Raw genomic sequence first — 24,713 nt, 5'->3', positions numbered from 1 at the left:
GATAACAATCCAGCGAGGTCCAACATCCAACCCTCTACCTCTCTGGAGCCCCACCATGACTCGCCCCCGTCGTCATGTCGAAGGTCAGGTCGCCGCCCTGACTCGTCGTACCGCCGGAGGACGTTTTTTGACACGCCCGGATGCCAACATCAACGCCATCGCGGCCTACGAGTTTGCGCGTGCAGCCGATCGCAGCGGTGTTGTGGTGCACGGCACGATGGTGATGTCGAACCACCTGCACATCGTGCTCACCGACCCGCAGGCGCGCCGCTCGGAGTTTATGCGCGACGCGATGGCCGGCTTCTCCAGGGCCCGAAAGGACTGTATCGGTTTTGATGGAAGCCTCTGGGACAATGGCTCTTACTGCGACACGGTGCTGCTCGACCGGGAGGTCTTCGAGATTCAGCTGCTCTACGTCTTGCTCAACCCGGTCAAAGCCGGCCTTGTTCGCCGAGCAAAGGACTGGCCGGGCTTTAAGATCATGCCCTCGGACTGGGAGAAGCCGATGCAGGTCCAGCGTCCCGACAGCTATTACGGCGACGATCAGCCGGAGAGCTTTGAGTTCATCCCCAGGCGCCCGCCGGGCTACGACGATATGTCGCTGGAGGAGGTCGTCGCGTATTTTGAGAAGCGTCTGCGCGAGGAAGAAAACGAGATTCACCGCCAGCGAAAGAAGAAGCGCCGCCGGTTTCTGGGCATCAAAGCCGTGCTCGCCACCAATCCCTTCGACTGCGCGAAAGATCTTCGGCGGAAGAAAGGCCGACAGTCCGTCCCGCGCTATGCGGCGTTTCATCCGGAGCTTCTCGAGCAGGCCGTCAGCCGGGAGAGGGCGTTTCAGAGCGCGTATGTGCGGGTGCGCAAGCGCTGGATCGCCGGCAAAAAACGCTGCGTTTTTCCCTGCGGCACGTTGTGGCTGAGGCGCAACTCGCCTGTGAAGTGTCGCGAGGGCGACCCGAATGAGGCAGGGCTGGCGGCGAACTACGTGCCGCACAGCCCGACCGGGGCGCGACGCTCTCGCCGGATGAGCCTCTGAGCATTCTGGTCGGCGAGGCGTTCTGAGCGGCACGTCGGTTGGCGTTTTCCACAGCATGAGTGGACGAGACGCCAAGACGCTGTGTCGACCGCCAGAACCTCAACCGTTCTGTGGCCTCCCGGGCCTGGCTGCGCGGGACGACGACTGACGCCGTGGAAGAGGGAGGGCGCTGGCGAGCGACGCGTGCCTAAGTGCTCCGCCCATCACACTCTGGGGTGCCCAACTCGCGCAAAAGAAGCGTAGAGGCGTAACTCTGCTTGGCGTAGGGCGTTGCGGACGTGCTACAAGCCCACCTGGCCCCTATATAAGGCGTGTTCCTCGTCGATCTGTTGACACATTGTCCTCAAGCGACGCGGCGACGCTCAACATACGTAAGTCTCTCTCCTCACTCGCGCATTCTCAGCGACAATATCGTACGTTGATGATCGAGTCTTGCTCACGACCATCTTCATGATCGCCGCATAAATGCTGACGTTGACGCGACCGTCGGTCGTTTTTTGTGCGGCCGTGGGTCGAGTTGCGGATGACCGTGGGTCGAGTTGCGGAGTCGGGAATCCGTAAATTCCTCACGTCGATTGTTTCACTTAAAGCCCTGGCCGCAGTCTAACTTAGTGGTCGTGCCCCTCATGTTCGCCAGGCACCTCCGGCATTCCAGGGGGGCCGCCGTGGTTATGACCATGATCATGGCCCTGCTCAAGCGCCTCCTCGGGCAACAGATGACGCGGCACGGGCTTCCCTTCTCGAATCAACCGATCGCGCTCCAGACGTTTCTCTAGCTCATTGAGACGATTGACCACGAGCATACGCTCTGCGCCCTCCGGCAGGAGTCGGGTGGCCTTCTGATAGTGCTCCAGCGCGCGACGAGGGCGCTTCAGCGCGTTGTCGTAGACTTGTCCCAGGCGCGCGTGCAGGGGACCGGCAGCCTCCAGCGGCGCGCCGCGTTTGATGGCCCATTCCATCACATTAGCGGCGTCTTGATGACGCCCCCGCCGCTGCAATGTGGCCACGTACGCGTCGATCCCTTGAAGGTTATTGGGCCCCGTTCTGAGAGCTTCTTTTCCTCGCTTCAGCGCCGTATCCAGACGCTGAAGTGCCAACGCCACAAAGGTCCCCTGCGAAAGAACGCGCGAGTCGTAAGGGCGTAACGCTATCGCTTCCTCGATCAATGGCTCTNGACTGGGAGAAGCCGATGCAGGTCCAGCGTCCCGACAGCTATTACGGCGACGATCAGCCGGAGAGCTTTGAGTTCATCCCCAGGCGCCCGCCGGGCTACGACGATATGTCGCTGGAGGAGGTCGTCGCGTATTTTGAGAAGCGTCTGCGCGAGGAAGAAAACGAGATTCACCGCCAGCGAAAGAAGAAGCGCCGCCGGTTTCTGGGCATCAAAGCCGTGCTCGCCACCAATCCCTTCGACTGCGCGAAAGATCTTCGGCGGAAGAAAGGCCGACAGTCCGTCCCGCGCTATGCGGCGTTTCATCCGGAGCTTCTCGAGCAGGCCGTCAGCCGGGAGAGGGCGTTTCAGAGCGCGTATGTGCGGGTGCGCAAGCGCTGGATCGCCGGCAAAAAACGCTGCGTTTTTCCCTGCGGCACGTTGTGGCTGAGGCGCAACTCGCCTGTGAAGTGTCGCGAGGGCGACCCGAATGAGGCAGGGCTGGCGGCGAACTACGTGCCGCACAGCCCGACCGGGGCGCGACGCTCTCGCCGGATGAGCCTCTGAGCATTCTGGTCGGCGAGGCGTTCTGAGCGGCACGTCGGTTGGCGTTTTCCACAGCATGAGTGGACGAGACGCCAAGACGCTGTGTCGACCGCCAGAACCTCAACCGTTCTGTGGCCTCCCGGGCCTGGCTGCGCGGGACGACGACTGACGCCGTGGAAGAGGGAGGGCGCTGGCGAGCGACGCGTGCCTAAGTGCTCCGCCCATCACACTCTGGGGTGCCCAACTCGCGCAAAAGAAGCGTAGAGGCGTAACTCTGCTTGGCGTAGGGCGTTGCGGACGTGCTACAAGCCCACCTGGCCCCTATATAAGGCGTGTTCCTCGTCGATCTGTTGACACATTGTCCTCAAGCGACGCGGCGACGCTCAACATACGTAAGTCTCTCTCCTCACTCGCGCATTCTCAGCGACAATATCGTACGTTGATGATCGAGTCTTGCTCACGACCATCTTCATGATCGCCGCATAAATGCTGACGTTGACGCGACCGTCGGTCGTTTTTTGTGCGGCCGTGGGTCGAGTTGCGGATGACCGTGGGTCGAGTTGCGGAGTCGGGAATCCGTAAATTCCTCACGTCGATTGTTTCACTTAAAGCCCTGGCCGCAGTCTAACTTAGTGGTCGTGCCCCTCATGTTCGCCAGGCACCTCCGGCATTCCAGGGGGGCCGCCGTGGTTATGACCATGATCATGGCCCTGCTCAAGCGCCTCCTCGGGCAACAGATGACGCGGCACGGGCTTCCCTTCTCGAATCAACCGATCGCGCTCCAGACGTTTCTCTAGCTCATTGAGACGATTGACCACGAGCATACGCTCTGCGCCCTCCGGCAGGAGTCGGGTGGCCTTCTGATAGTGCTCCAGCGCGCGACGAGGGCGCTTCAGCGCGTTGTCGTAGACTTGTCCCAGGCGCGCGTGCAGGGGACCGGCAGCCTCCAGCGGCGCGCCGCGTTTGATGGCCCATTCCATCACATTAGCGGCGTCTTGATGACGCCCCCGCCGCTGCAATGTGGCCACGTACGCGTCGATCCCTTGAAGGTTATTGGGCCCCGTTCTGAGAGCTTCTTTTCCTCGCTTCAGCGCCGTATCCAGACGCTGAAGTGCCAACGCCACAAAGGTCCCCTGCGAAAGAACGCGCGAGTCGTAAGGGCGTAACGCTATCGCTTCCTCGATCAATGGCTCTCCCAGTCGCGCTTGCCCGGTCAACGTGTGCGCCAGCGCCTGATTGAAAAGAACCTCCGCATGCGCGGGATACAATCGATGTGCCTCCCGATACTCGGGAATCGCCTCGGCAAAGCGAGTTCGAAGCATCAGCTGATCTGCGTGTCCTCGTTCCAGAGAGGCGAGCGTGTTCAAGACGCTGGGCCCGATCATCGCCCCCCCGAGAAGCGCTGCTACCGCGGCAATAAGCGCACGCCCGGCCAAACTGGAGTGACCCAGGGTCACATCTCGGGCCCATGCGCCCGCCTCCGATTCGACAGCCGCGCTCCGAGCAAGCATCGCCGCAGCCACCGTCCACACAAGCGCTGAACCTCCCAGTTCCAGAACCGGTGCGCGAAACATCATGAGCACGCCCACCGTTACGCTGAAGGTCAGCGCCATCAGCGCCACATGCTTGTCTCCCTCCCACTCTCCCGAGCGAGCTGCCGCCCCCACCAGCGCCACAACCCCCAACAACCACAACGCAAAGAGCGCAACTCCCAGCGTGCCTTGCTCCACGCTCAGGCGCGCGAAGTCGCTATGCGGACTCCTGAACGCCGGATAAATCGCATACTGCTCTCGCACGTGCGCGTTGCCGTCGTGAATCACATCGGTCTGACGAAGCCACCACCCGCCCGCGCCGTGGCCGATCACCGGTTGTTGGGCGTACATCCCTCGCGTCACGGCATTGAGATAAGGGCGGTAGCCTGAATCATAAAGCTCCTCAACACGGTCGATTGCGAAATAGGGCCAGCGCACTTCTGTATCGGCCGCCAGGTCATCCAGAAACGTCAAACTGGGACGCACTCGCGGCAGATCGTTAGCATCATTGGGGCTTGTCGGACGTTCAGATAATACGAGCCCGGCACCAAGGCCGACCACAAGCACGAGCGTGGGCCAAACCAGGCGTCCCAGCCCAACACGCCAGCCCCCCTCGCTCCTCCGCCGGGCCACAATACCGACCAGCAAAGCCACCACGACGGCGCACAACACCATCACGACATCCAGCGGCCGCGCCACCAGAGACACATGCAACGTCCCCAGAACGAGGGCCGCGATCCCCACGCCTCGCCGTAGCCGGCCCGCGCCCCTCAACCCGAGCGCCCCGCACACGAGCGGCAACGAAATCACATAATAGGCCGACGCAAACGACATGGCGTCAAACCCTCCGGCGACCCCTGGCGGATCCCACACCGGAGTGAGAAGATCTCCGCCTGCCCACTCGTACATCCCTAACGCCGCGGCGCCAATCACCCCCCCCCCTACCGCCGTAGACCAATCCGCGAAACGTAGAGCCCGCCCGACCGGCGCGAACACCACCCAGGCCATCGCTCCCAGCGCGACCCACATCGACGCGCTGAGCACCCCGTAAAGCGGCACATCACTCCACAGAAAGCTGGCGCCTGCCACGCCGAAAAACGCGACTCCCAGCCCCGCTACACCAACCGCACTCAGCTGTACCCCACCTCGGCGGATCAGACCTACGGCCCACACAATCAAAAGCAACGCGGCACTCGGCACAAGCACCGCCTGGCGCCCTCGCTCAAAGTTTGAAAATCCCGTCAACGCAACCACCGGCAGCGCTGCGCTCATCGCCAACACAATCCAGGTGGACAGCGAATAGCCCGGCGTTTCTTCTTCACGTCGTGTCACTCATGACCTCGTAGGAAAACATTCAACGCACCCCTGGTGCGTCGTCTGGCATCGCCCCGTCCATACCTGACCTGCAAACACTATGCCGTTATCAATCGCACGTCACCTGTACAACGTCACACCCAACGCACTGCATTTCATCGCACGGCTACCCTACTCGCATTGCCAGCCAGGCCCCCGAAACACCGAAACGCTGCGAGTGGGTGACCCAGGGTCGTCTGAAACCCGACCCTGGGTCACTTTGCTACCCGACCCTGGGTCATCGGAAACCACCGACACTTGCGCCCTTTTTGACAACCCTGAGTCGCCATTCGCCCCGCTCCGGAGGCGTCTTACACGTGGGATGTTGCATCGTTTCAGGTGACCCTGGGTCGTCTCACCACCTGACCCAGGGTCAACTTAAGGCGCGCTCCCGGGCAGGTTTCTTCGTGACCCTGGGTCATCGCGCGCTACCTTGTAGTGTGACGCGCCCCCCCTGACAACACGTGCGGCGTAGCGCGTTGACACCCCTGCTCGTGCCCCCCTAGATTCAAGCGCTGCGCGCAGCCCCTGCCTGCGCTGCGTCCCTCCATCCTGAGTACTGCGATGTCCCACGATACTTCCCAACGCCTCAGGGCTTCCCTTGTCTGGCTGCTCACCCTGCTCTCCCCGGGGCTCGGGCTTGTGCACGCCGGACGACTCGTGGGTGGGGTCGTCATCAACCTGATCGTCGTCTTGCTCTTGTTATGCATGGTCATCGCGGTGACCTTCTGGAACCTGGTCCTGGCCTGGGTCGCGCTCGTCATAATGCTGGCCTGGGTGATTATCGGTCTGCTCGCTGCTTCGCGAGCATCGGAACTTCTCGTGGAGACCTCCTCCGAGCCACGCCGCGCGTTTCAACATCCGCTCATCTACATCCTCATCGCCCTGATGACCTTTGTGGGACCGGTGGCCATCGTCGTCGACCAGTCGCTGCGCCACCTCTGGACGTTTACCCACGTCGACAACCTCGCCCTCTACCCCCTGGCGCTCCCCGGAGACACCCTCCTTGTGCGGCGAGTCCCGGCAAGTATTGCTCCGCCCCGACGTGGAGACCTGATCACACTCGTAACCCCCGAAACCGGCTCGCCGGCCACCTTGCGTGTGATCGCCGAGCCCGGCGAAGAGGTCCAGATGCAGGGCAACACCCTGGTCATCGGCGACGAACTCGTCGAATACACCCCGCTGATGCACGAGTGGGTCGGACAGGCTCAACTCAACGACGCGCTCGGCCTGCGCGCCTGGGTCGAGCACAACCACGCCGAGCGTTACGTGGTCGCCATCAGCGACGAGGCCACCCCGGACGCCTCTGTTCCCGGTCTGGCCCTGGGCCCCGACGACTACTTCGTGCTCGCCGACAACCGCAGCCACCTGGCCACACCCGAGGCCGGCGCTTCGCTCACCGCCGACAGCCGCCTCTACGGTCCACTTCCGGCTGACCGTATCATCGGCCGCCCCGTCCACATCGCCTGGTCGAGCGCCCCGGACAGCGGCGCACCACGCTTCGATCGCATCGGCCTGCCCCTGCACTGAGCCGTTTACCGATGACTGCGCGCCATACTCTCTGGGCCGGTTGAAATGTTTGGTGCATCTTCTTAGTTTGCCCGGCGCATGATCCCTTCCGCTTCGCTCCGGCGAGTGCTCCCCCTCCCCCCCGTGTTGTGCTGTATGCCGCAGTCTTCTAGCTCCTCGACATCCTCCGAACCTCGCCTGGCCACCGTCTCTGCCGGGGAGCGTCGCACGATCCTCTGGGGGTATTTTAAGCGCTACCGCGGCCTCTTTGCCGCGGGCGCTGTGTTTTTGCTTCTGACCAATGGACTGGCGCTGGCGATCCCCCAGCAGCTGGGAGACGCCGTGCAACTCATGCGCGACTCCGTCGGTGCCAGCGCCGAGCAACTCGCGCAGACGCGTCACCAGGTCATTCGCGCGGCGATGATCATCATCGCGCTGGCCATCGGCGCCGGGATCGCCCGCGTCTACAGCCGGACCACCATCTTCAACGCCGGCCGCCACATCGAGTTCGATCTTCGAAACGAACTCTACACCCACCTGGCCCGCCTCACCCCGCGCTTCTACGGGAGCATGCCCACCGGCGATATCACCAGCCGGGTGACCAACGATGTCACCTACGTGCGCCTGCTCTTCGCCATCGCCTTTCTGCACATCGTCAACGCCATCGTCGCCTACACCATCGGCATCCAGCGCATGGTCGCTCTCGATCTGGGGCTGACGCTCTGGTGCCTGGCCCCCCTGCCCCTGCTCCTGCTCGGGATGCGCAGCATCATCCGTGCCCTCTTTGAGCAGACCAAACGGGTGCAAGCCGAGCTCTCCAATATGTCGGCCCGTGTGCAGGAGAACTTAAGCGGCGTCGACGTCATCAAGGCCTACACCCTTCAAGACCGCGAGATCGCTGACTACACCGGCCTGAACACCATCTTCTATGAAGAAAACGTCAAGCTGGCGCGCATCCGCTCCATGCTCAACGCCATGATCGTGCTCATCGCTAACGTGGGCACCCTGGTGGTGCTCATCGTAGGCGCGCAACGTGTCATCGCCGGCACCATGGAGCTGGGCACCTTCGTGGAGTTCAACGGGTACGTCGTCGCGCTGGCCTTCCCCACCATTGCGCTGGGATGGGTCTTCGCCGTCTGGCACCGCGGCCTGGCCGCCTTTGAGCGCATCTGCGAGGTCCGAAACTACGAGCCGGTCGTCGCCGACCCCGGCCCTCAGGCGCGCAGACTTCCCACCGCCGAGGAGCGCCCGGCGCTGGGTCATATCGAGCTCGATCACGTCACCTTCGCCTACGACGAGAGCCCGGTCCTCAACGACATCTCGCTCACCATCCCGGCTGGCTCCACCGTGGCCATCGTGGGCAAAACCGGCAGCGGAAAGTCCACCCTGGTCAAGCTCCTCGCCAGGCTCTACGACCCGACCCACGGTCAGGTTCGCGTTGACGGTGTGCGCCTCAATGAGGCGCCGCTGCGAGAGCTGCGCTCCGAGATTGGCTTTGTGCCCCAGGAGCCCTTCCTCTTCTCGATGACCATCGGTCAGAACATCCGCTTCGGCCTCGACGCCCTTCAGTTCGACGAGTCGCTCACACGCCGTGCCCCGACCGCCCCGCTCATTGAGCGCCTGGGAAGCGGCACCGACGGCACCGTCACCCAGCAGGAGCGCATCGACCAGGCCGTTCAGATCGCCGCCCTCGACTCCGACCTGGAGGCCTTCGACAAAGGCCTCGACACCCTCGTCGGCGAACGCGGCGTGACCCTCTCCGGAGGCCAGAAGCAGCGCACCACCATCGCCCGTGCGCTTTTGACCGACCCGCGCATCCTCATCCTCGATGATGCCCTGGCCAGCGTCGACACCCAGACCGAGCGCCGCATCCTCGACCAGCTCAAAGAGCTGATGCACGGGCGCACCTCCATCCTGATCACCCACCGCTTTAACGCGCTGGCCCAGGTCGATCGCATCTTCGTGCTCGACCAGGGCAAGCTCATCGAGCAGGGCACCCACGCCCAGCTCCTGGAGCAAGGCGGACTTTACGCCGAGATGTACGCCCGGCAAAAACTCAGGGAGCAACTCGAATCGTGAGCGCCCCAGAAGATAACAAGAGCGCCGCCAACGACAGCAGCGCAACGCCAAAAGAAGGACGCCCCGGAAATGCCGCCATCGGCTCGGGCTTCCAGGAGCAGAAGCTCGGCCAGATCACCGACCTCTCCCTGGTCCGGCGGCTGTGGACCTACATGCGTCCCTACCGCTGGCTCTTCTTTCTCTCGCTGCTCTCCATGCCCGCGCTCACCGCCGTCTCACTGGTGCAGCCCTGGCTGCTGCAGATTGCCATCGATGAGTACCTGATCCCCGGCGAACTCAGCGGTCTGTGGCTCATCCTGACCTGCTACGCCGCGAGCATCCTCGGCATGGCCGCGCTGACCTTCGGTCAGATGTACGTCACCCAGTACGCCGGCCAGAAAGCCCTGCGCGACCTCCGCCAGGAGCTCTTTGAGCACGTCCAGAACCTCTCCTCGGACTTCTTTAAAAAGAACCCCGTCGGCCGCCTGATGTCGCGCATGACCACCGATATCGAGTCCCTTCAGGAGGCCCTCTCCTCGGGCATGATCTCGATGGTCGGCGATATCATCACGCTCAGCGCCATCGTCGTCATTCTCCTCTACAAGAACTGGCAACTTGCCCTGGCCAGCTTCGTGGTGGTGCCCGTGCTCGTCGGGCTCACGGCCATCTTCCGCTACTTCCTGCGCAAAGCCTTTCGCGAGATCCGCGTCAAGATCGCCCGGCTCTACTCGCACCTCCAGGAGAGCATCACCGGGATGAGCGTCATTCAACTCTTCGTGCGCGAGAACGTCAGCCGCGACGAGTACCGCGACATCAACGCCGACTACCGCGACGCCAACATCCGCTCCATCCGCTACGACGCCCTGCTCTACTCGGTGGTCGAGGCGGTGGGCTCGGTGACCATCGGCGCCATCATCTGGTACGGCAGCGGCCAGGCCCTGGAGGGTGCCATCACCCTGGGGGTGCTCGTGGCGTTCATCGAGTACATGCAGAAGTTCTTTGTGCCCATTCGCGACCTGGCCCAGAAGTACAACTTCTTGCAGAGCGCGATGGCCAGCAGCGAGCGCGTCTTCCAGCTTCTCGACACCCACGAGACCATCCCGCAGCCCGACTCCCCGCGCCCCGTCCCCGAGGGCGCGCTGACCATTGAGTTCGAGGACGTCTGGTTCGGCTACGGCGGCGACGAGCCCGTGCTGCGCGGACTCTCCTTTAAGGTCAACCCCTGCGAGCGTATCGCCCTGGTGGGCCACACCGGCGCCGGAAAGACCACGATCATCAAGCTGCTCACTCGCCTCCACGACGTGGAGCGCGGGCGCATCCTGCTCAACGGCATCGACATCCGTGAGTTCGACGTCCAGGAGCTTCGCCGCAAGTTCGCCGTCGTCCTCCAGGACGTCTTTTTGTTCAGCGACACCGTGCGCAAGAACCTCACGATGGGAGACGACACCGTCAGCGATGCAGCGATCCTGCGGGCCACCGAGCTCGTGCATGCCCAGGAGATGATCGAGCGTCTCGAAGGCGGCCTCAACTACCCGGTGAGCGAGCGCGGCCAGAACCTCTCCGCCGGCCAGAAACAACTTCTGGCCTTTGCCCGCGCGCTCATCCGCGACCCGGAGGTGCTCATCCTCGACGAGGCCACTGCCAACGTCGACACCGACACCGAGGCGCTCATCCAGGACGCCATCGAGCGCATGCTCGCCAGGCAAACCTCTCTGGTCATCGCCCACCGTCTCTCCACCATCCAGCGCGCTGACCGCATCCTGGTCCTGCACAAGGGGCAACTTCTCGAAGAGGGCACCCACCACGATCTCGTCGCTGCCGGTGGGCATTACGCGACGCTCTACCGACTGCAATACGCCACCGGGGCTGAGATCGCCGCCGAACGCCAGAGCGCTTCGCGCGCCTCTCCGGCATCCTGAAACACCGGGACCACGCATCTCGATCGGCCGCCGGGGCGACTGCGCGCTGACTTGACTCCCGAGACCGCCCCGATAGAGTGGCGCCCCTTCTTCCGGCCACGTTTTTGCCTCGCCCTGCAACCCCAGGCCCGCGCCGATGTCCCTCGAAGAGAGCTCCACGCCATTTGATCACGACCAGATCGTGGCCGACCTCCAGGCATGCCTCCGCGACAAGCGCTGGGGTCAGGTCAAAGAGGTGGTCGCCGGCCTGCCCACCGCCGAGATCGCCGACGCCTTCATCGCCCTCCCCAAGACCGAGAAGGTGCTGGCCTTCCACGCCCTGCCCCGCTCGCTGGCCGCCGATCTCTTCAGCTACCTGGAGCTCGACGAGGCCAACAACCTCCTGGCGGACCTCACCGATGAGCACGCCCGCGATCTGGTCGCCAACCTCAAACCCGACGACCGCACCCAGCTCCTCGAAGAGCTCCCCGGCCAGGTCACCCAGCGCCTGCTCAACCTGCTCAGCCCCGAAGATCTGCGCGAAGCCCGACAGCTTCTCGGCTACCCCGAGGAGAGCGTCGGCCGACTGATGACCCCCGACTACGTCGCGGTGCGCGCTCAATGGACCATCGCCCGGGCCATCGAACACATTCGAAAGAAGGGCCGTGACTCCGAGATCATCTCCATCGTCTACGTCACCGACCCCGGCTGGCAGCTCATCGACGCGCTGGAGCTTCGCAAATTGATCCTGGCCGACCCCGAGGCCACCGTCGCCTCGCTGATGGACAACTCCTTTGTGAGCCTCTCGGCCTTTGATGACCGCGAGGAGGCCGTGCGCGCCCTCTCGCGCTACGACATCGTCGCCCTCCCGGTGGTCGACTCCGGCGGGGTGCTCTTAGGAATCGTCACCGTCGATGACGTGCTCGACGTCGCCGAAGAAGAAGCCACCGAAGACTTCCATAAAGGCGCCGCCGTCAGCCCCCTGGATCGCAGCTACCGCGAGAGCTCCATCTGGGCGCTCTTCCAGAAACGCATCGGCTGGCTGCTCATCCTGGTCCTGGTCAACCTCCTCTCCTCGGCCGTGATTTCGGCCTATGAAGAGACCCTGGCCACGGTCATCGCGCTGGCCTTCTTTATCCCCCTGCTCATCGGCAGCGGCGGGAACACCGGCGCCCAATCCGCCACACTGATGGTACGCGCCATCGCCACCGATGATGTGCGCCTCTCCCAGTGGTTTAGCTGCGTGAGCAAAGAGGTCGCCGTCGGGATGAGCCTGGGCGCGGCCATGGGTCTCGCCAGTGCCGTGCTGGGACTCTTTCGCGGCGGCTGGATGCTCGGTGTCGTCGTCGGCCTCTCCATGCTCGGCATCGTGCTCGTGGCCAACCTGGTCGGCACGGTCCTGCCCTTTATCCTCACCCGCGCAAACGTCGACCCGGCCATCGCCTCAAGCCCGCTGATCACCACCATCGCCGACGCCAGCGGCCTGCTCATCTACTTTGGCACCGCGTCCTTTTTCATCGAGACCGGGCTTATCGGCTGAACCGCTCCCCGACGACTCGTGGCATGGACACGTCGACAAAAGGTGTTCAAACGCCGCGCTTTAAGCTAAACCATCGCACGATCAGCAGCTGCGCCACCCTGTCTGCGGGGTCGGCTCCTCTCCTCTCTGCCCCAGAACTTCCATGACCGATCTGTCTCACGACCTCCCCTCCGGCGACGCCGCCCCCCACGAAGCCGACATCACCCGGCTGACGGTCGACGGAAAGTCCATCACGCTGATTGGCACCGCGCATATCTCCCAGGAGTCGGTGGAGACGGTGCGCCGCATCCTCACCGCCGAAAAGCCTGAGACGGTCTGCGTGGAGCTCGACAGCGAGCGCTTCAAAGCCCTGACCGAAGAGCAAAACTTTCAGGACCTGAACCTGCGCGAGGTGATCCGCAAAGGTCAGCTCACGTTCCTGATGGCGCGACTGGCGCTGATGGCCTTTCAGCGCCGGATGGGAAGCTACACCGGCGTCAAACCGGGCGCGGAGATGGCCGCTGCCATCGAACTCGCCGATGAACTGGGCCTGGAGGTCGAGCTCGTCGATCGCAACGTGCGCACCACGCTTCTGCGCGCCTGGCGAAAGACCTCGTTCTGGCGCCGATCCGCGGTCGCGATGAGCCTTCTGGCCGGCGTCTTCGACCGCAACGAGATGGGCGAAGAAGAACTCGCTGAGCTTCGCCAGTCCCACAACATCGGCGCCATCCTCGATGAGCTGGGCGAGGCGATGCCCTCGGTCAAGACGGTGCTGGTCGACGAGCGCGACCTCTTTATGGCCCATCACATCCGCAACGCTCCGGGTAACACGATCGCCGCGGTCGTCGGTGCGGCTCACGTCCCAGGCCTGGTGCGCCATCTCAAAGCGGCCGACACCCCCGATGAAGCTCAGCAGGTCGACGTGGTCCCGCCCCGCTCGACCTTCTCCCGGATGCTCCCCTGGCTTATCCCGGCGATCGTCATCGCCGTCTTCGTCCTGGGCTTCTTCAGAGCCGATCCCGGCGAGTTTCAAAACGCGGCCATCGCCTGGGTTCTGGCCAACGGATCGCTCTCCGCGCTGGGCACTCTGGTGGCCCTGGGCCACCCTTTGACCATCATCGCCGCCTTCATCGCAGCCCCGATCACCTCGCTCAACCCCACCATTGGCGCGGGCATGGTCACGGCCTTTGTGCAGACTTTCGTAGCCCCTCCCAAGGTGCGCGACCTGGAAAACATCGGCGACGACATCGCCGAGTGGCGCGGCTGGTGGTCCAACCGCCTGGCCCGCATCTTTTTGGTCTTTTTCCTCTCCTCGCTCGGCAGCAGCCTGGGCACCTTCGTCGCGTTTGGCTGGCTGAAGAACCTCCTCTAACCTCGCCCATCTACGCCGAAATTAGCGGACCGAGGGGGGCATGAAACATCGACCCACGGTCACCCCAAAATCGACCCACGGTCACCTCCACGTCGACCCAGGGTCACCCCAAAATCGACCTACGGTCGCCGAAATAACCGACCCACGGTCGCCGAAATAACCGACCCACGGTCGCCGAAATGACCGACCCACGGTCGCCGAAATGACCGACCCACGGTCACCCCAAAATCGACCCACGGTCGCCGAAATAACCGACCCACGGTCACCCCAAAATCGACCCACGGTCGCCGAAATGACCGACCCACGGTCACCCTCGTGGCGAACTCTCGCGATCAGTCCACCGGCAAGATCTCCTGCAGATACGCACGATTGACCGCGTTAAAGACCGCCGGCCCCTCCTCATCGAGCTCCGCCCGCTGCTCAAAGCTGCGCTCGGAGCCCGCATCCATAATAAACCCTCCCGGCTCCGCATTATGGAAGATCGTGCCCGGTGCCTCCCAGTCACCCGGCAGATGCGTCAGCCCCAGCGAGTGGCCAACCTCGTGCACCATCGTGTTGCCGATGACATTGCCCGCCACGCGCACCGCCTCCTCAATCTGCGACGCCCGGGGGCCACGCCCCACCTCCGAGCCCCGCACCGCATCCCCGCCCAGCGCCGCCATAAAGGGCCCGAACACCCGATCAAAATGCTCCGAGGCGTCCCGATTCCCCGGCGTGAGCGTCGGACTAAAATAGGTAAACGACTCCACAAACACCCCGCCGAAGAGCACGTTGAAGTTCTCGCCACTCTCCCGATTGATGCCCCCCAGGTAGTCATTGAGGTAGAGGTTTCCGGTATCCTTGGCCTGATCATTAAAGGTGTTGTCATAGCCAAAAGCCCGGTTGCCCGAGGGGTCCGGCCCGCCGATTTCCACCACGGCGTAGTCCGCAAAATCTTCAGGCTCATCCTCCACAAAGACGATGTTCACCCCGGCAAAATCACGACGAGCGACCTCCAGGATGCGATCGCGAATCTCCCGCTCCACGTTGCCAAGCCCAAACGTGTCCAGCGCCCGACTGAACGCCGGCAAATACTTCAGCCAGACCACCTGCCGCGTCGGCAGCACTTCAAACTGGCCCTGCCAGCCCACCCCCACCGACTCACCGGCACCGTCAAAGACGATCGGTGTGATACGTCCCTCAAAGACCCCGGGCGTCGCTCCCAGGCCTTCAAGGGCGCGCCCCTCGACGCTGTACCAGACCTCCTGGCGCACGAGCTCATCGCTGAGCACCTCGTCGACCGCACGCTCCAGGGCGCGGCTTCCTTCAAAGTTCATCACGGGCAGCGCCGGATCGGCCGGGTCGAAGGTCCCCTCATAGCGCAGGATCATCCCGTAGCCCTGCCCGGCCCCCAACAACCCGCGTCCACGCATCGTCACCATCTGCCCGCGACTCGCCATCGCAGGCTCCAGCGTGGCGAGAAACGTCGGCTGCAGGGCCGCTCCAAACGCAAGCTCAGACGGACCCTGGGTCGTCCCGGCGCCGCCCCGAAGCTCATTCTCCAGACGTACGCTCACCTCATATGCCCCGGGATGAACACCGAAGACCCCGGGCTCCAGACGCACCTCGGCCAGCTCCCGACTTCCCGACCAACGCACCGGCAGGCGCTCCCCGGCCAGGTCGCGACGACCCCCCGGAGTCGCCTCCACAAACCCCTGCTCCACCACCGCCCAGGTCTGCCCCTCCTCCGGGCGCAGCACGCCGTGGCCCTCCAGTCGCAAGGACCCGTTCACAAAGGTGGGCGTCTCGCCATCGATCGCAAATCGGGGAGCGAGCGCACGCACAAAGCGCACCCGCGCTCCGGCTAACTCCCCGCGAGCGACCTCCCCCACCTCATCGCGCAGGATGACCTCGATGTTCATCATCGCGAACCACTCCTGCACCTCCGGCGCCTGGGGCCAGACCGACTCGGCAGCATCGACAGTCACGTGGAGGTTTCCTACATCGCCCTCACGCTCAGGCTCCGCGCTCACGCTCACCTCAAAGCGCTCCCCACCCTCCACGTCTCCGCGCAGGATCACCCGGGCCTGCTCGGCCACAATGCGCTCAGAGCCCAGAATCTCCAGCTTGAGCCGAGAGGTGGGTACCACGAGGCGCTGCTCAAGCTCCGGCATCACCCCCACCACCGGGCGACTTTGTTCCAGCGGAGCGTCGTCTCCGGAACACCCGGCACATGCCAGGAACATCGCTGCCGCTGCTCCCAGCGCCAGAACTCTCGAGCTCGTCACCTGTCGCATCACCTGCCTTACGCTTTGTCCTAGAGCGGACGCGCCTCGCGCACCCGCGTCGGAAGATCCTCGCGATCGATCACATCATATCGCGCCTGCAACACCGCCAGCCGCACCACCTCGACCGCCTCCTGCACCTCGCCGGGAAAGCGATAGGCCAGCAACGCCTCAAGCGCCGTCCGCGAGAACCCCTCGATCTCGCGACCGTAACGCGCCGTCCACTCCCCGAGCCAGAAGTCGAAGACCGCGCGCTGAATCGCCGGCCTACGACCGAAGGCAGGAACGATCATCTCCCGGTGCCCCAGCGCCTCCTGCAGCACCCCCGAGTAGGGCTCAAGCACGCTGCGCTCCTCGGCATCCGGCGCATCAAAGGCAAGACAAAGACGAACCCCGGCCTCCTCGCACTGATGCGAGAGCGCCACGATACGAACCTCATCAAGAAGGTGCGCTCGCTCAATCAGAAGCGTCCCCTGACCCTTTGCAAAAATTGCGCTGTGCAGAAGCCCCGCTCCCCGGCCCCCTCCCGCCTCGCCAAGGACGTGATCCAGAACTCCCATCGCTCCTTCATCGCTGCATCGCACCACGCGCATCGCCTCCTCCGGACCACCTCCCAGCGCATGCGCCAACCCGGCGACCATCGACTTACCCACCCCGATCGCTCCACCCAACACAATAGGTTCCGGTGTCTCCATCAAAAAGGTCAACCCTTCGACCAGCTGTGGCTCCACAAGCTGCGTGGCGATCTCCACCGGCCAGACCTCGGCGGGTTGCGTCAGCCGGAAAATCGCCTCTTCGGCGAGCGCCTCATCGCGCTCATCCTCAAGCGTCTGCGCGCGAACGAGCGCATCATCACGCTCCCCTTCCGCCCTCTCAGCCGCCCGCTGTGCCGTCGCAATCTCGGCACGAAGCTCCGCCAGATCCGGCCCCTTCTCCAAATCCAGATCACGCCGGCGCTCCATGGCAGCGCCCTCCAGAAGTTCGATCATCGCCGCCGACCACAGCGGGGCGCTCCAGGCTGCTGTGGCAGTATCGAGCGCCTGGGGCGAGAGCGCGGCATCCGGCTCGCCGCCCTCCGCACGCCAGAAGCCCAGCAGCACCATCTCCGCCCCTCCCGCCAGCTCCAGACACCCCCGCATCGCCGGCAAACGCTGAGCCATCGACAGCCGCAGGACCTCTGCAATCCCGACCATCGGGTGGGTCTCATCGGCCCCCGGCATCGGAATCTGATAGCCCTCGGCCAGCAAAATATCGACCGCGTCGGCAACCTCCGCGCGTGCCGGCCGCGCAGAGAGTTCGCCTTCCCCCTCCAGGCAGAGCTCAAACGACTGCCCGGGAAGCCGCCCCACAAGACGCAGCTCACTGCCGGGCACCTCCACCCCGACCTCTCGAAGGTATCCGTAGAGCAACTCCTGCCGGGAGCGCTCATCAGCAATATCCCCCAGCGCCGATCGCACTCCGTACTTCAAGCCGTAGAGGTAGTCGCCAAACCAGACCATCGAGGGAATCAGCACCGCAAACCACCGCCAGCGATCCTCCTCAAAAGCAACCGGCTCCATCACCGCGGCGACCACGCAGGCAAAAAGCCCCAGCACCACCACCCCGGTCAGATAGCCGTAGCGCTCGCCAAGCCCTGCGGCCTGCCCCGACTCAAAGCCCTGGGCGCTGATCTCATAGATCACAAAAAGACCGGCCATGATCGCCGCAGCGTGAAGCGCCACCTCCACATTCTGCAGGTAGCCGGCGTGCAGCAGCACGATCAGCACCACAGCCACCAGCGCCCCCACCCCCATCAGGCTCGCACCGCTCCCCAGCCCCCGATGACTGTCCACCTGGCGGCGCGCGTACATCGCCACCGGCCGCATCATCACCAGACTCACAATCACCGCCGAGGCCAACACCTGATCGGCCAGCAACCACTGATAGCCATAGGCCAGCAAAAAGAGCCAGGCCAGGGCCACCGTCTCCAGCGCGATCAGGTAGACCGAGCGCGGCGGCAAGATCCAGGAGTAGCGCCACCACAGCACCAGCACCGCGGCTAGCGCCAGCCCAAAGGTCAGCCACAACCCCGGATGCACCCGGGAGTCGCCCAGCCGCATCTGCCCCGAAAAGATCGCGTTCGGACGCTCCAGACCCAGCAGCGCGTCATTGCGACTGGCGACCACACTGCGCAGCCCCTCCGGTCCAACCTTGCCCGGAAGCAGCCGGCCGTCGATCTCCACCAGCCGGTCGCTCGGCTCCACCCCCGGAGGAAGCTCCCGCGGATCAAAGCCCTCACCCTGCACGGTCACCGAGAAACGGTGCAGCGGTCGAAGAATCTGATAGTTGAGCAAGCGCGCGGCCCCCTCGTCCGTCTCCACCTCGGTTGCGGACTCGGTCATCACCGGCAGCAAGGTGCGAAGATGCCGCAGATCCTCAAGCGCCATCCCCTCGACGGCGACAAGCCGGTCTCCCCGTTGAAAATTCTGCGCGTCGCTGCCTGGAGCCCGCTCCACAGCCACCTGCCGAATCGTCAGCTCCGGACCGATCGTCACCCCGAGATCTGGAAGCCCCGAGAGCCGTCCCCAGATCACCAACGCACTCAAAAAGCCCAGCGCCACGATGGCCAGCCAGGCTCCGGTATGTCCGCGTTCTCTCATCGTTTTTTTGTGCTCGTGCTTAATTTTTTGTGTCGCCGGAGCATCCACTGGCCCCGGTTGCCGCACCTCAAGCAACACTCTATGATCGCAGGCGCTGACTCTCGCCCACCCTACTTGGGAACGGGAACAAACGGAACAGTCCTCTTGCCCCGACCCCCGCTATGATTCGGCTTACTCTCGTGCTGTCCGCGTTGCTACTGGGGGCGAGCTGCGCTGCGACCGCCCCTGCGGTCCTGCCTCCCGCTTCGGGCACAACGCCCTCTGCCACCGCTGCGCCGTCGCAACATCTTTTAGCCTCCCAACCTCCACCTTCTCGGGTTGCGCCGCTTGCGCTGACGCAGGCCGCCCGCCTGGTCGACCACGCACTCCAGGAGAGCGCCCGCAGTGTAGGCAGCGCCTGGGGACTTCCTCACGAGCCTCTCGACGCCCTGGCCATCCTCGACCCGGAACGCCGCCCGGCAGGCTCCCTCTCGCTGGGCACCATTCGCCAGGGGCGTCTCCTCCAGCCCGCAACACTGCCCGTCGAGGGCCCCTACCACAGCATCATTGAGCGTCACCGCAGCCGCAACACCCACTACGGCACCCGCGAACTCATCGCCGCAGTCGAGCGCGCCGCAGAACGGGTCGCCAGAGAGTTTGGAGGCGCTCCCCTGCGCGTGGGTAATATCGCCTTCGCGCACGGTGGTCCGATCCCCTGGAGCAGTTCCCACCAGGCCGGACGCGACGTCGACCTTGCCTTCTACGCCCTCGATCCCCAGGGGCACTCGGTGCCTACACCGGACCTCATCCACTTCGATGACGAGGGCTACGCCGACGGCTACCCGCTCACCTTCGATGTCGCCCGCAACTGGGCCCTGGCTCGCGCGCTGCTCACCGATCCCGAGATTCGCGTGCAATGGCTCTTCGTCAGCGAAGGCCTCAAACGCCTGATGCTCGACCACGCGGTGGCGTTGGGCGAGCCGGCCGACCTCGTGGAGCGCGCCTCCGCGGTGCTCCATCAACCTACCGACGCCCCCCCGCACGCCGACCACCTCCACGTGCGCATCGGCTGCCCCCTGGCCGACCGCCTGGAGGGCTGCCAGGACTGGGGCCCTCGCTGGCCATGGTACGACTGGCACGACGAACGCGTGCTCGCCAGAGCGCTGGCCCTGCGCCCCGCACTCAGCGGTGACGATCCCCGGGTTGCCCGACGCGCCCTCGACTTCCTCGAACAACTCAAACCACCGATGGCCGGAGAGCTCATTCTATTTCATAGCTTTGACGCGCCTCAGGATGAGCTGCGCGAGCGCGCCCTCGAACTTCTCCAGAAAATGCCGCCCCGCACCCGCGCCGGCGCCCTGGCGATTGCCCGCCACCTGCGCCGAACTGACCTCCCCCAGACCGCGCGACGCCCCCTCTACAACGCCCTGGCCGCCGCCTCCACGCCCGACGCCTTCGAGGTCGCGCGCGCTCGCCTCTTCGACGCCTCACTGCCTCTCGACGAGCGCTTACTCGCCGCAGAAGCGCTGCGTTTTGACCTCTCGCCAGATCTCGTCTCGCCCCTTCTTGCAGAACTCCAGAGCGCTCCTGCTCCGTTGCGCGCACCGCTGGCCGAACTGCTCTACCGTGTCACCGCCCGCTACGACGGCCTCGACTGGAAAACAGCAGGGCCCACCGATCAAAATCAGGCGCTGGCACAATGGCACCAATGGTGGCAGCAACATCGCGAGCTGCCTCGGCAGCAATGGCTTAAACACGCTCTGGCAAACCTGGCCATCGACGCCGCCTGGGGAGATCTCCACCACGTCGACACCCTCATCTCCCAGCTCCCCACCCTTCACCCTGCGCTGGCAATGAACCTCAGCCACGTCATCAGCGACTGGACCGGACGCTGGGCCCCCCGGGACTTCGCCTCGCCAGCCGACGCCCACCGCTACTGGACGCGCTGGTGGGGCAAGAACCGCGACCGCATGCTCCAGACCTCCCAGCCCCAGGCCTGGCGCTAGTCGACCGTCACAAAAAAAGACCGGCCGGAGCCGGTCTCTTCAACACCTGAAATCTGTCGCAGCGGCCTACTCCAGATTCTTGAGCCGTTTAAGGTTGCCCATCACCTTTTCGTACTCGATCTCCCAGGCGGCCGAACCCTCTTCAAGGTTCTTGATCTTGCCCCGAACCTCCTGATCAAGCTCTTCCTGCACGTTGGTATGACGCTTCAGGATCGGGTTGATCTTGCGGCGAAGATCGTTGTCCGTCGAATACACTTCATCGACGAAGTTCGAGTGGAAGAACGTCTCGATGATCTGCGAGATGATATAACCCAGCGGATCATCGGTCAGCTCGATCCCCTTGGCCTTGGCCAGCTTACGTTTTTCGCGGCCCACGCTGCTGTCGCCATACTTCATGGCGATATCTTTGGCCCGCTCAGTCAGCTCACGATCGAGCCGAATGTACTCCCGAAGCACCGACTGAATGTCGAGCTCCACTTCGGGAAGGTTCTCCGACGCGATCTCAAGATCGCCGGCGCGGGTCAACGTGCGGATAATCTCTTCCGCAATGACCGGTACCTGTCCGCCATATAAGCGCATAACGCCTCCAGATGGTCCGAACGCACCCGGCATAACTCCGGGACTCCGGTGGCGTCCGACGAATCCGGGAGAAATTCACCGGGATTCGAAACTTTTCGTCCGTCTAACGAGTGGCTTTTTTTGCACCTTTACCCGCAGATTACAAGGATAATTTTAACGACCGGTACTTTCCTTACCGCTCACCCTGATAAACGCATCCCAGAGGTGAATTCGTCCCGTGAAAAGCGATACATCTACACGCGTACCTCTCCCGCATGGTGCGAGCACGTTCGCGCCCCACGCGCCCCCCGACGCTCGTGTACTGTCGCCGCCCAGGCGGCTTCACCGACCTGGAATTGAATAGCCTCCATGGTGCCGCGTCCAAGGAGCACGCAGTAGCCTTGGGCGCAGCTGCCCCGTAGAATGACTCGCAACGCAGAACGCCAACCTCTAGTGAGTGGAGACCCACCATGTCGACCTTTGCCTCAGCCTCTCCCCCATGTACCCCCGACACCAGGTCTGCGCTGAGTTCGACGCTACGCTGGCTGGCGCTGACCGCCTTCTTCGTGATCTTCTCCCAGGGTTGCCTGGGCTGTGATGACCGCAGCAACCAGGAGGTCGACTGCTCGATCGCCGGAGAGTGTGCCACCTGCGAGCTCGACGATGACTGCAGCGTAGGCTCGATCTGTCGCCTGGGCACCTGCACCCTTCCCTGCGCCTCGGATAGCGAGTGTGGCGCCGACCAGATCTGCGCCCGCGGCCGCTACTGCATCGCCATCCCCGATGAAGTCACCTCCTGCACCGTCAACAGCGAATGCGCTTCACGCCGCTGCGACGAGGGCACCTGCGTGCCCGCCGACCGCTGCGCGGTGGACAGCGACTGCTTCGAGATGGAGTTCTGCAGTCTGGATGGTTTCTGCGTACCTCAATGCCAGGCCTCCCTGGAGTGTCCCGGAAGCGAGATCTGCTTTGAAGGACGCTGCGTCATCGGCGGGGGCTGCGAGAGCGATGAGGACTGCGGCGAGTTAGGCGTCTGCTCGGAGAGCGGAAGCTGTGCTGTGGCCTGTGAATCGGACGCCGAGTGTGGCACGGACGCCGCCTGCTTCGAGGGCCGTTGCTCCGCCGGCTGTACCTCCGACGCCCAGTGCGGCGAGGCCGGCGTCTGCTTCCGCGGCGCCTGCGTGAGCGCGGACCCCGACGACCCCACTCGTCCCGCCCCGGAACCCGGCGATCAGCCCGATGACGAAGAGCCCGGCGACGACGTCGACCCGCAGCCCGATACCGATCTTCCCGACGATATCGGTACGCACCCTGACGACGATCCCTCGCCGGACCGCGACGACGCCCCCGAATGCACCACCTCGCAGGACTGTGGTGCCAACGCCAGCTGCGAAGATGGCCTCTGCGTCGCCATCGGTATCTGCCAGAGCAGCGCCGACTGCTCCGAAGGCTCCACCTGCCAGCGTGGTCGATGCCGCCTGGGCTGCGAGGTCGACGATCACTGCCGCGCCGGCGAGTTCTGCACCGCCGATGGCGCCTGCGCTCCCGTCGAAGAGCCCGACCTCAGCTGCCGCTCCAGCAGCGAGTGCGGTCCCTGCGAGGCGTGCATCTCCGGCTCATGCCAGGTAGTGGATCAACTCTGCGTTACCGACGCCCAGTGCGGGATCGGCAAAGACTGCGAGCGTGGCTTCTGCCACTACGAGTGCGCCGACAACTCGGACTGCCCCTACAGTCACTTCTGTGACGGTGGCACCTGCCAGGCTGCCGAAAACCCCTCGGCTTGTACCTCGCGCTCCGACTGCGGCTCTCAGGAAAGTTGCATTAACGGCTGGTGCTACGACCACTGCAGCGCCGACAGTGACTGCGGCGAACAGATGCTCTGCGACCAGGGCGTATGCCAGCCCGACTACCGCCCTGGTCCCGAATGCACCGGTGCCGGTCAATGTGGCCCGGGAGCCACCTGCGTCAGCGGTGTCTGCACGATCAGCTGCAGCGGCGACGCCGAGTGCACCTTCGGCGCCGGGGCCTGTGAGTTCGGGTACTGTGCACGCTAAACACTGAGGTCACTCTTATTGTCACGAGCAAAGGCCCTCGCCAAACCGGCGAGGGCCTTTTGCGTGCTCCTGACACAACGCGCGAACTCACCCCGATACTCGCGACGCCCCCGGCCAGAAGACAAAGGCCACAGCAAGTAAGATGAGCAAAAACGCCACGCCGTGATTCCAACGGGGAATCTCGCGAAAGTAGATAAACGCAAACCCCACAAACACGCTGATCGAGAGCACTTCCTGAAGAATCTTAAGCTCCATCACGCTGAATCGCTCCACCCCGATACGATTCGCCGGCACATGGAAGCAGTACTCCAGCAGCGCGATCCCCCAACTGACCGCAATCACCTTCCACAGCGGGCTGTCCGTGTGCTTGAGATGGGCATACCAGGCTACCGTCATAAAGATGTTGCTCAACAAAAGCAGCCCAACGGTCTTCATCGCGTCCTCCGTTATGGGTTTTCGTCACGTCAGAGAATCGCGTCCATCTTAGCCCCATAATGCGAGCACGAAACGACCCTGGGTCACTGACAAGCCACGATTCTCATAACCCGGGGTCAACCTCAGTGCCCCCCCTTAAGGCGACCCTGGGTCACTTCCAAAGCACCGTTTTCGCCGACCCTGGGTCTCTTCCGAACCGGGGTCACTTCCGAACCGCCGCTCTCATGCGACCCTGGGTCGCTTCCGAACCGCCGCTCTCATGCGCCCCTGGGCCACTTCAACTTCCCGCCTGCATCGACCCTCGGTCACTTTGTGCCGCCCTTGACGTGCGTCCGTGGGTCACTTCCGAACCACCACTTTCGCGACTCCGGGTCATTTTGAACCGCCGCTCTCATGCGACCCTGGGTCACTTCAACTTCCCGCCTGCATCGACCCTCGGTCACTCCGAACCGCCGATTTCGTGCGACCCTGGGTCACCTCAACTTCGCGCTCGCGCCTGCATCGACCCCGGGTCGCTCTCATGGGATGTGCCGAATCCGCCCCCTCGCTACGGACTCACGGGCTCTCCCAGACATGCGATCGCCCTTGCTTTCATGGATCGCGCCCCCGCTCCACACACGCCTTGCCCTTCCCTGACCAACACACAAAAAAACCCGCGCCGCTCTACTCTCGTAGAACGGCGCGGGCTTTTTTAAATAAAGGGTTGGCAGCGACCTACTCTCCCACGACCTCTCGGTCGCAGTACCATCGGCGCTGGAGAGCTTAACTTCCGAGTTCGAGATGGGATCGGGTGGACCCTCTCCGCTCT

15 protein-coding genes and 1 rRNA gene are annotated in these 24,713 nt (G+C 63.9%); 9 read left to right on the top strand and 7 right to left on the bottom strand.

Features of this window, described 5'->3' with window-relative positions; all coding sequences use genetic code 11:
• Nucleotides 1-55 precede the first annotated feature (55 nt).
• Nucleotides 56-1,033, top strand: a complete 978-nt coding sequence (locus FRC96_RS01540; RefSeq protein ID WP_146972285.1) for a hypothetical protein — start codon at nt 56-58, stop codon at nt 1,031-1,033.
• Between the two features lie 608 nt (nt 1,034-1,641).
• On the opposite strand, the gene FRC96_RS01535 is transcribed toward FRC96_RS01540, so the two are convergent.
• Nucleotides 1,642-2,040, bottom strand: a complete 399-nt coding sequence (locus FRC96_RS01535) for a hypothetical protein (RefSeq protein ID WP_146972284.1) — start codon at nt 2,038-2,040, stop codon at nt 1,642-1,644.
• Between the two features lie 182 nt (nt 2,041-2,222).
• Here FRC96_RS01535 and FRC96_RS01530 point away from each other — a divergent pair, with 182 nt between their 5' ends.
• Nucleotides 2,223-2,750, top strand: a complete 528-nt coding sequence (locus FRC96_RS01530) for a hypothetical protein (protein WP_146972283.1) — start codon at nt 2,223-2,225, stop codon at nt 2,748-2,750.
• Nucleotides 2,751-3,358: 608 nt separating this feature from the next.
• Here the strand turns inward: FRC96_RS01530 and FRC96_RS01525 are convergent.
• Nucleotides 3,359-5,593: a hypothetical protein gene (locus tag FRC96_RS01525; protein ID WP_146972282.1), complete on the bottom strand. Its 2,235-nt coding sequence runs from the start codon at nt 5,591-5,593 to the stop codon at nt 3,359-3,361.
• Between the two features lie 585 nt (nt 5,594-6,178).
• Here FRC96_RS01525 and lepB point away from each other — a divergent pair.
• The 5 genes from lepB (at nt 6,179) to FRC96_RS01500 (ending at nt 13,970) form a co-directional block, all read left to right on the top strand.
• Nucleotides 6,179-7,144: a signal peptidase I gene (gene lepB / locus FRC96_RS01520; protein WP_146972281.1), complete on the top strand. Its 966-nt coding sequence runs from the start codon at nt 6,179-6,181 to the stop codon at nt 7,142-7,144.
• Nucleotides 7,145-7,279: 135 nt separating this feature from the next.
• Nucleotides 7,280-9,202, top strand: a complete 1,923-nt coding sequence (locus FRC96_RS01515) for an ABC transporter ATP-binding protein (protein ID WP_230469753.1) — start codon at nt 7,280-7,282, stop codon at nt 9,200-9,202.
• Nucleotides 9,199-11,100, top strand: a complete 1,902-nt coding sequence (locus FRC96_RS01510; protein WP_146972279.1) for an ABC transporter ATP-binding protein — start codon at nt 9,199-9,201, stop codon at nt 11,098-11,100. The genes FRC96_RS01515 and FRC96_RS01510 overlap by 4 nt, the downstream gene beginning before the upstream one ends.
• A gap of 136 nt (nt 11,101-11,236) precedes the next feature.
• Complete coding sequence (gene mgtE, locus FRC96_RS01505) at nt 11,237-12,619, top strand: magnesium transporter (protein ID WP_146972278.1); 1,383 nt, start codon at nt 11,237-11,239, stop codon at nt 12,617-12,619.
• A gap of 142 nt (nt 12,620-12,761) precedes the next feature.
• Nucleotides 12,762-13,970, top strand: coding sequence for a TraB/GumN family protein (locus tag FRC96_RS01500; protein WP_146972277.1), 1,209 nt, complete (start codon nt 12,762-12,764; stop codon nt 13,968-13,970).
• A 332-nt stretch (nt 13,971-14,302) separates the two neighbouring features.
• Here FRC96_RS01500 and FRC96_RS01495 read toward each other — a convergent pair whose 3' ends face one another.
• The gene (locus FRC96_RS01495) at nt 14,303-16,195 is read right to left on the bottom strand and encodes a hypothetical protein (RefSeq protein ID WP_146972276.1); all 1,893 of its coding nucleotides are present in this window, start codon (nt 16,193-16,195) and stop codon (nt 14,303-14,305) included.
• Between the two features lie 71 nt (nt 16,196-16,266).
• Complete coding sequence (locus FRC96_RS01490; protein ID WP_146972275.1) at nt 16,267-18,873, bottom strand: hypothetical protein; 2,607 nt, start codon at nt 18,871-18,873, stop codon at nt 16,267-16,269.
• A 161-nt stretch (nt 18,874-19,034) separates the two neighbouring features.
• On the opposite strand from FRC96_RS01490, the gene FRC96_RS01485 reads away from it, so the two are divergent.
• The gene (locus FRC96_RS01485) at nt 19,035-20,858 is read left to right on the top strand and encodes a penicillin-insensitive murein endopeptidase (RefSeq protein WP_146972274.1); all 1,824 of its coding nucleotides are present in this window, start codon (nt 19,035-19,037) and stop codon (nt 20,856-20,858) included.
• A 66-nt stretch (nt 20,859-20,924) separates the two neighbouring features.
• Here FRC96_RS01485 and FRC96_RS01480 read toward each other — a convergent pair whose 3' ends face one another.
• Nucleotides 20,925-21,437 (bottom strand): DUF507 family protein, encoded by a 513-nt coding sequence (locus FRC96_RS01480; RefSeq protein ID WP_230467869.1) that lies wholly within the window; start codon nt 21,435-21,437, stop codon nt 20,925-20,927.
• A gap of 449 nt (nt 21,438-21,886) precedes the next feature.
• On the opposite strand from FRC96_RS01480, the gene FRC96_RS01475 reads away from it, so the two are divergent.
• Nucleotides 21,887-23,470 (top strand): DUF7107 domain-containing protein, encoded by a 1,584-nt coding sequence (locus FRC96_RS01475; protein WP_146972272.1) that lies wholly within the window; start codon nt 21,887-21,889, stop codon nt 23,468-23,470.
• Between the two features lie 87 nt (nt 23,471-23,557).
• Here FRC96_RS01475 and FRC96_RS01470 read toward each other — a convergent pair whose 3' ends face one another.
• Complete coding sequence (locus FRC96_RS01470) at nt 23,558-23,905, bottom strand: DMT family protein (protein ID WP_146972271.1); 348 nt, start codon at nt 23,903-23,905, stop codon at nt 23,558-23,560.
• Between the two features lie 701 nt (nt 23,906-24,606).
• Nucleotides 24,607-24,713 (bottom strand): 5S ribosomal RNA (rrf, locus tag FRC96_RS01465); the annotation flags it as partial.

Source organism: Lujinxingia vulgaris (assembly GCF_007997005.1).
In the GTDB taxonomy this organism is placed as follows: Bacteria; Myxococcota_A; Bradymonadia; order Bradymonadales; family Bradymonadaceae; genus Lujinxingia.
This window is presented reverse-complemented; position numbering and strand designations above follow the sequence as displayed.

Bases quoted from the DNA above. Each gene is read 5' to 3' on its own strand.
- FRC96_RS01540 (WP_146972285.1), top strand. From the start codon at position 56: ATGACTCGCCCCCGTCGTCATGTCGAAGGTCAGGTCGCCGCCCTGACT.
- FRC96_RS01530 (WP_146972283.1), top strand. From the start codon at position 2,223: ATGCAGGTCCAGCGTCCCGACAGCTATTACGGCGACGATCAGCCGGAG.
- lepB (WP_146972281.1), top strand. From the start codon at position 6,179: ATGTCCCACGATACTTCCCAACGCCTCAGGGCTTCCCTTGTCTGGCTG.
- FRC96_RS01515 (WP_230469753.1), top strand. From the start codon at position 7,280: ATGCCGCAGTCTTCTAGCTCCTCGACATCCTCCGAACCTCGCCTGGCC.
- mgtE (WP_146972278.1), top strand. From the start codon at position 11,237: ATGTCCCTCGAAGAGAGCTCCACGCCATTTGATCACGACCAGATCGTG.
- FRC96_RS01500 (WP_146972277.1), top strand. From the start codon at position 12,762: ATGACCGATCTGTCTCACGACCTCCCCTCCGGCGACGCCGCCCCCCAC.
- FRC96_RS01495 (WP_146972276.1), bottom strand. From the start codon at position 16,195: ATGTTCCTGGCATGTGCCGGGTGTTCCGGAGACGACGCTCCGCTGGAA.
- FRC96_RS01490 (WP_146972275.1), bottom strand. From the start codon at position 18,873: ATGAGAGAACGCGGACATACCGGAGCCTGGCTGGCCATCGTGGCGCTG.
- FRC96_RS01485 (WP_146972274.1), top strand. From the start codon at position 19,035: ATGATTCGGCTTACTCTCGTGCTGTCCGCGTTGCTACTGGGGGCGAGC.
- FRC96_RS01480 (WP_230467869.1), bottom strand. From the start codon at position 21,437: ATGCGCTTATATGGCGGACAGGTACCGGTCATTGCGGAAGAGATTATC.
- FRC96_RS01475 (WP_146972272.1), top strand. From the start codon at position 21,887: ATGTCGACCTTTGCCTCAGCCTCTCCCCCATGTACCCCCGACACCAGG.
- FRC96_RS01470 (WP_146972271.1), bottom strand. From the start codon at position 23,905: ATGAAGACCGTTGGGCTGCTTTTGTTGAGCAACATCTTTATGACGGTA.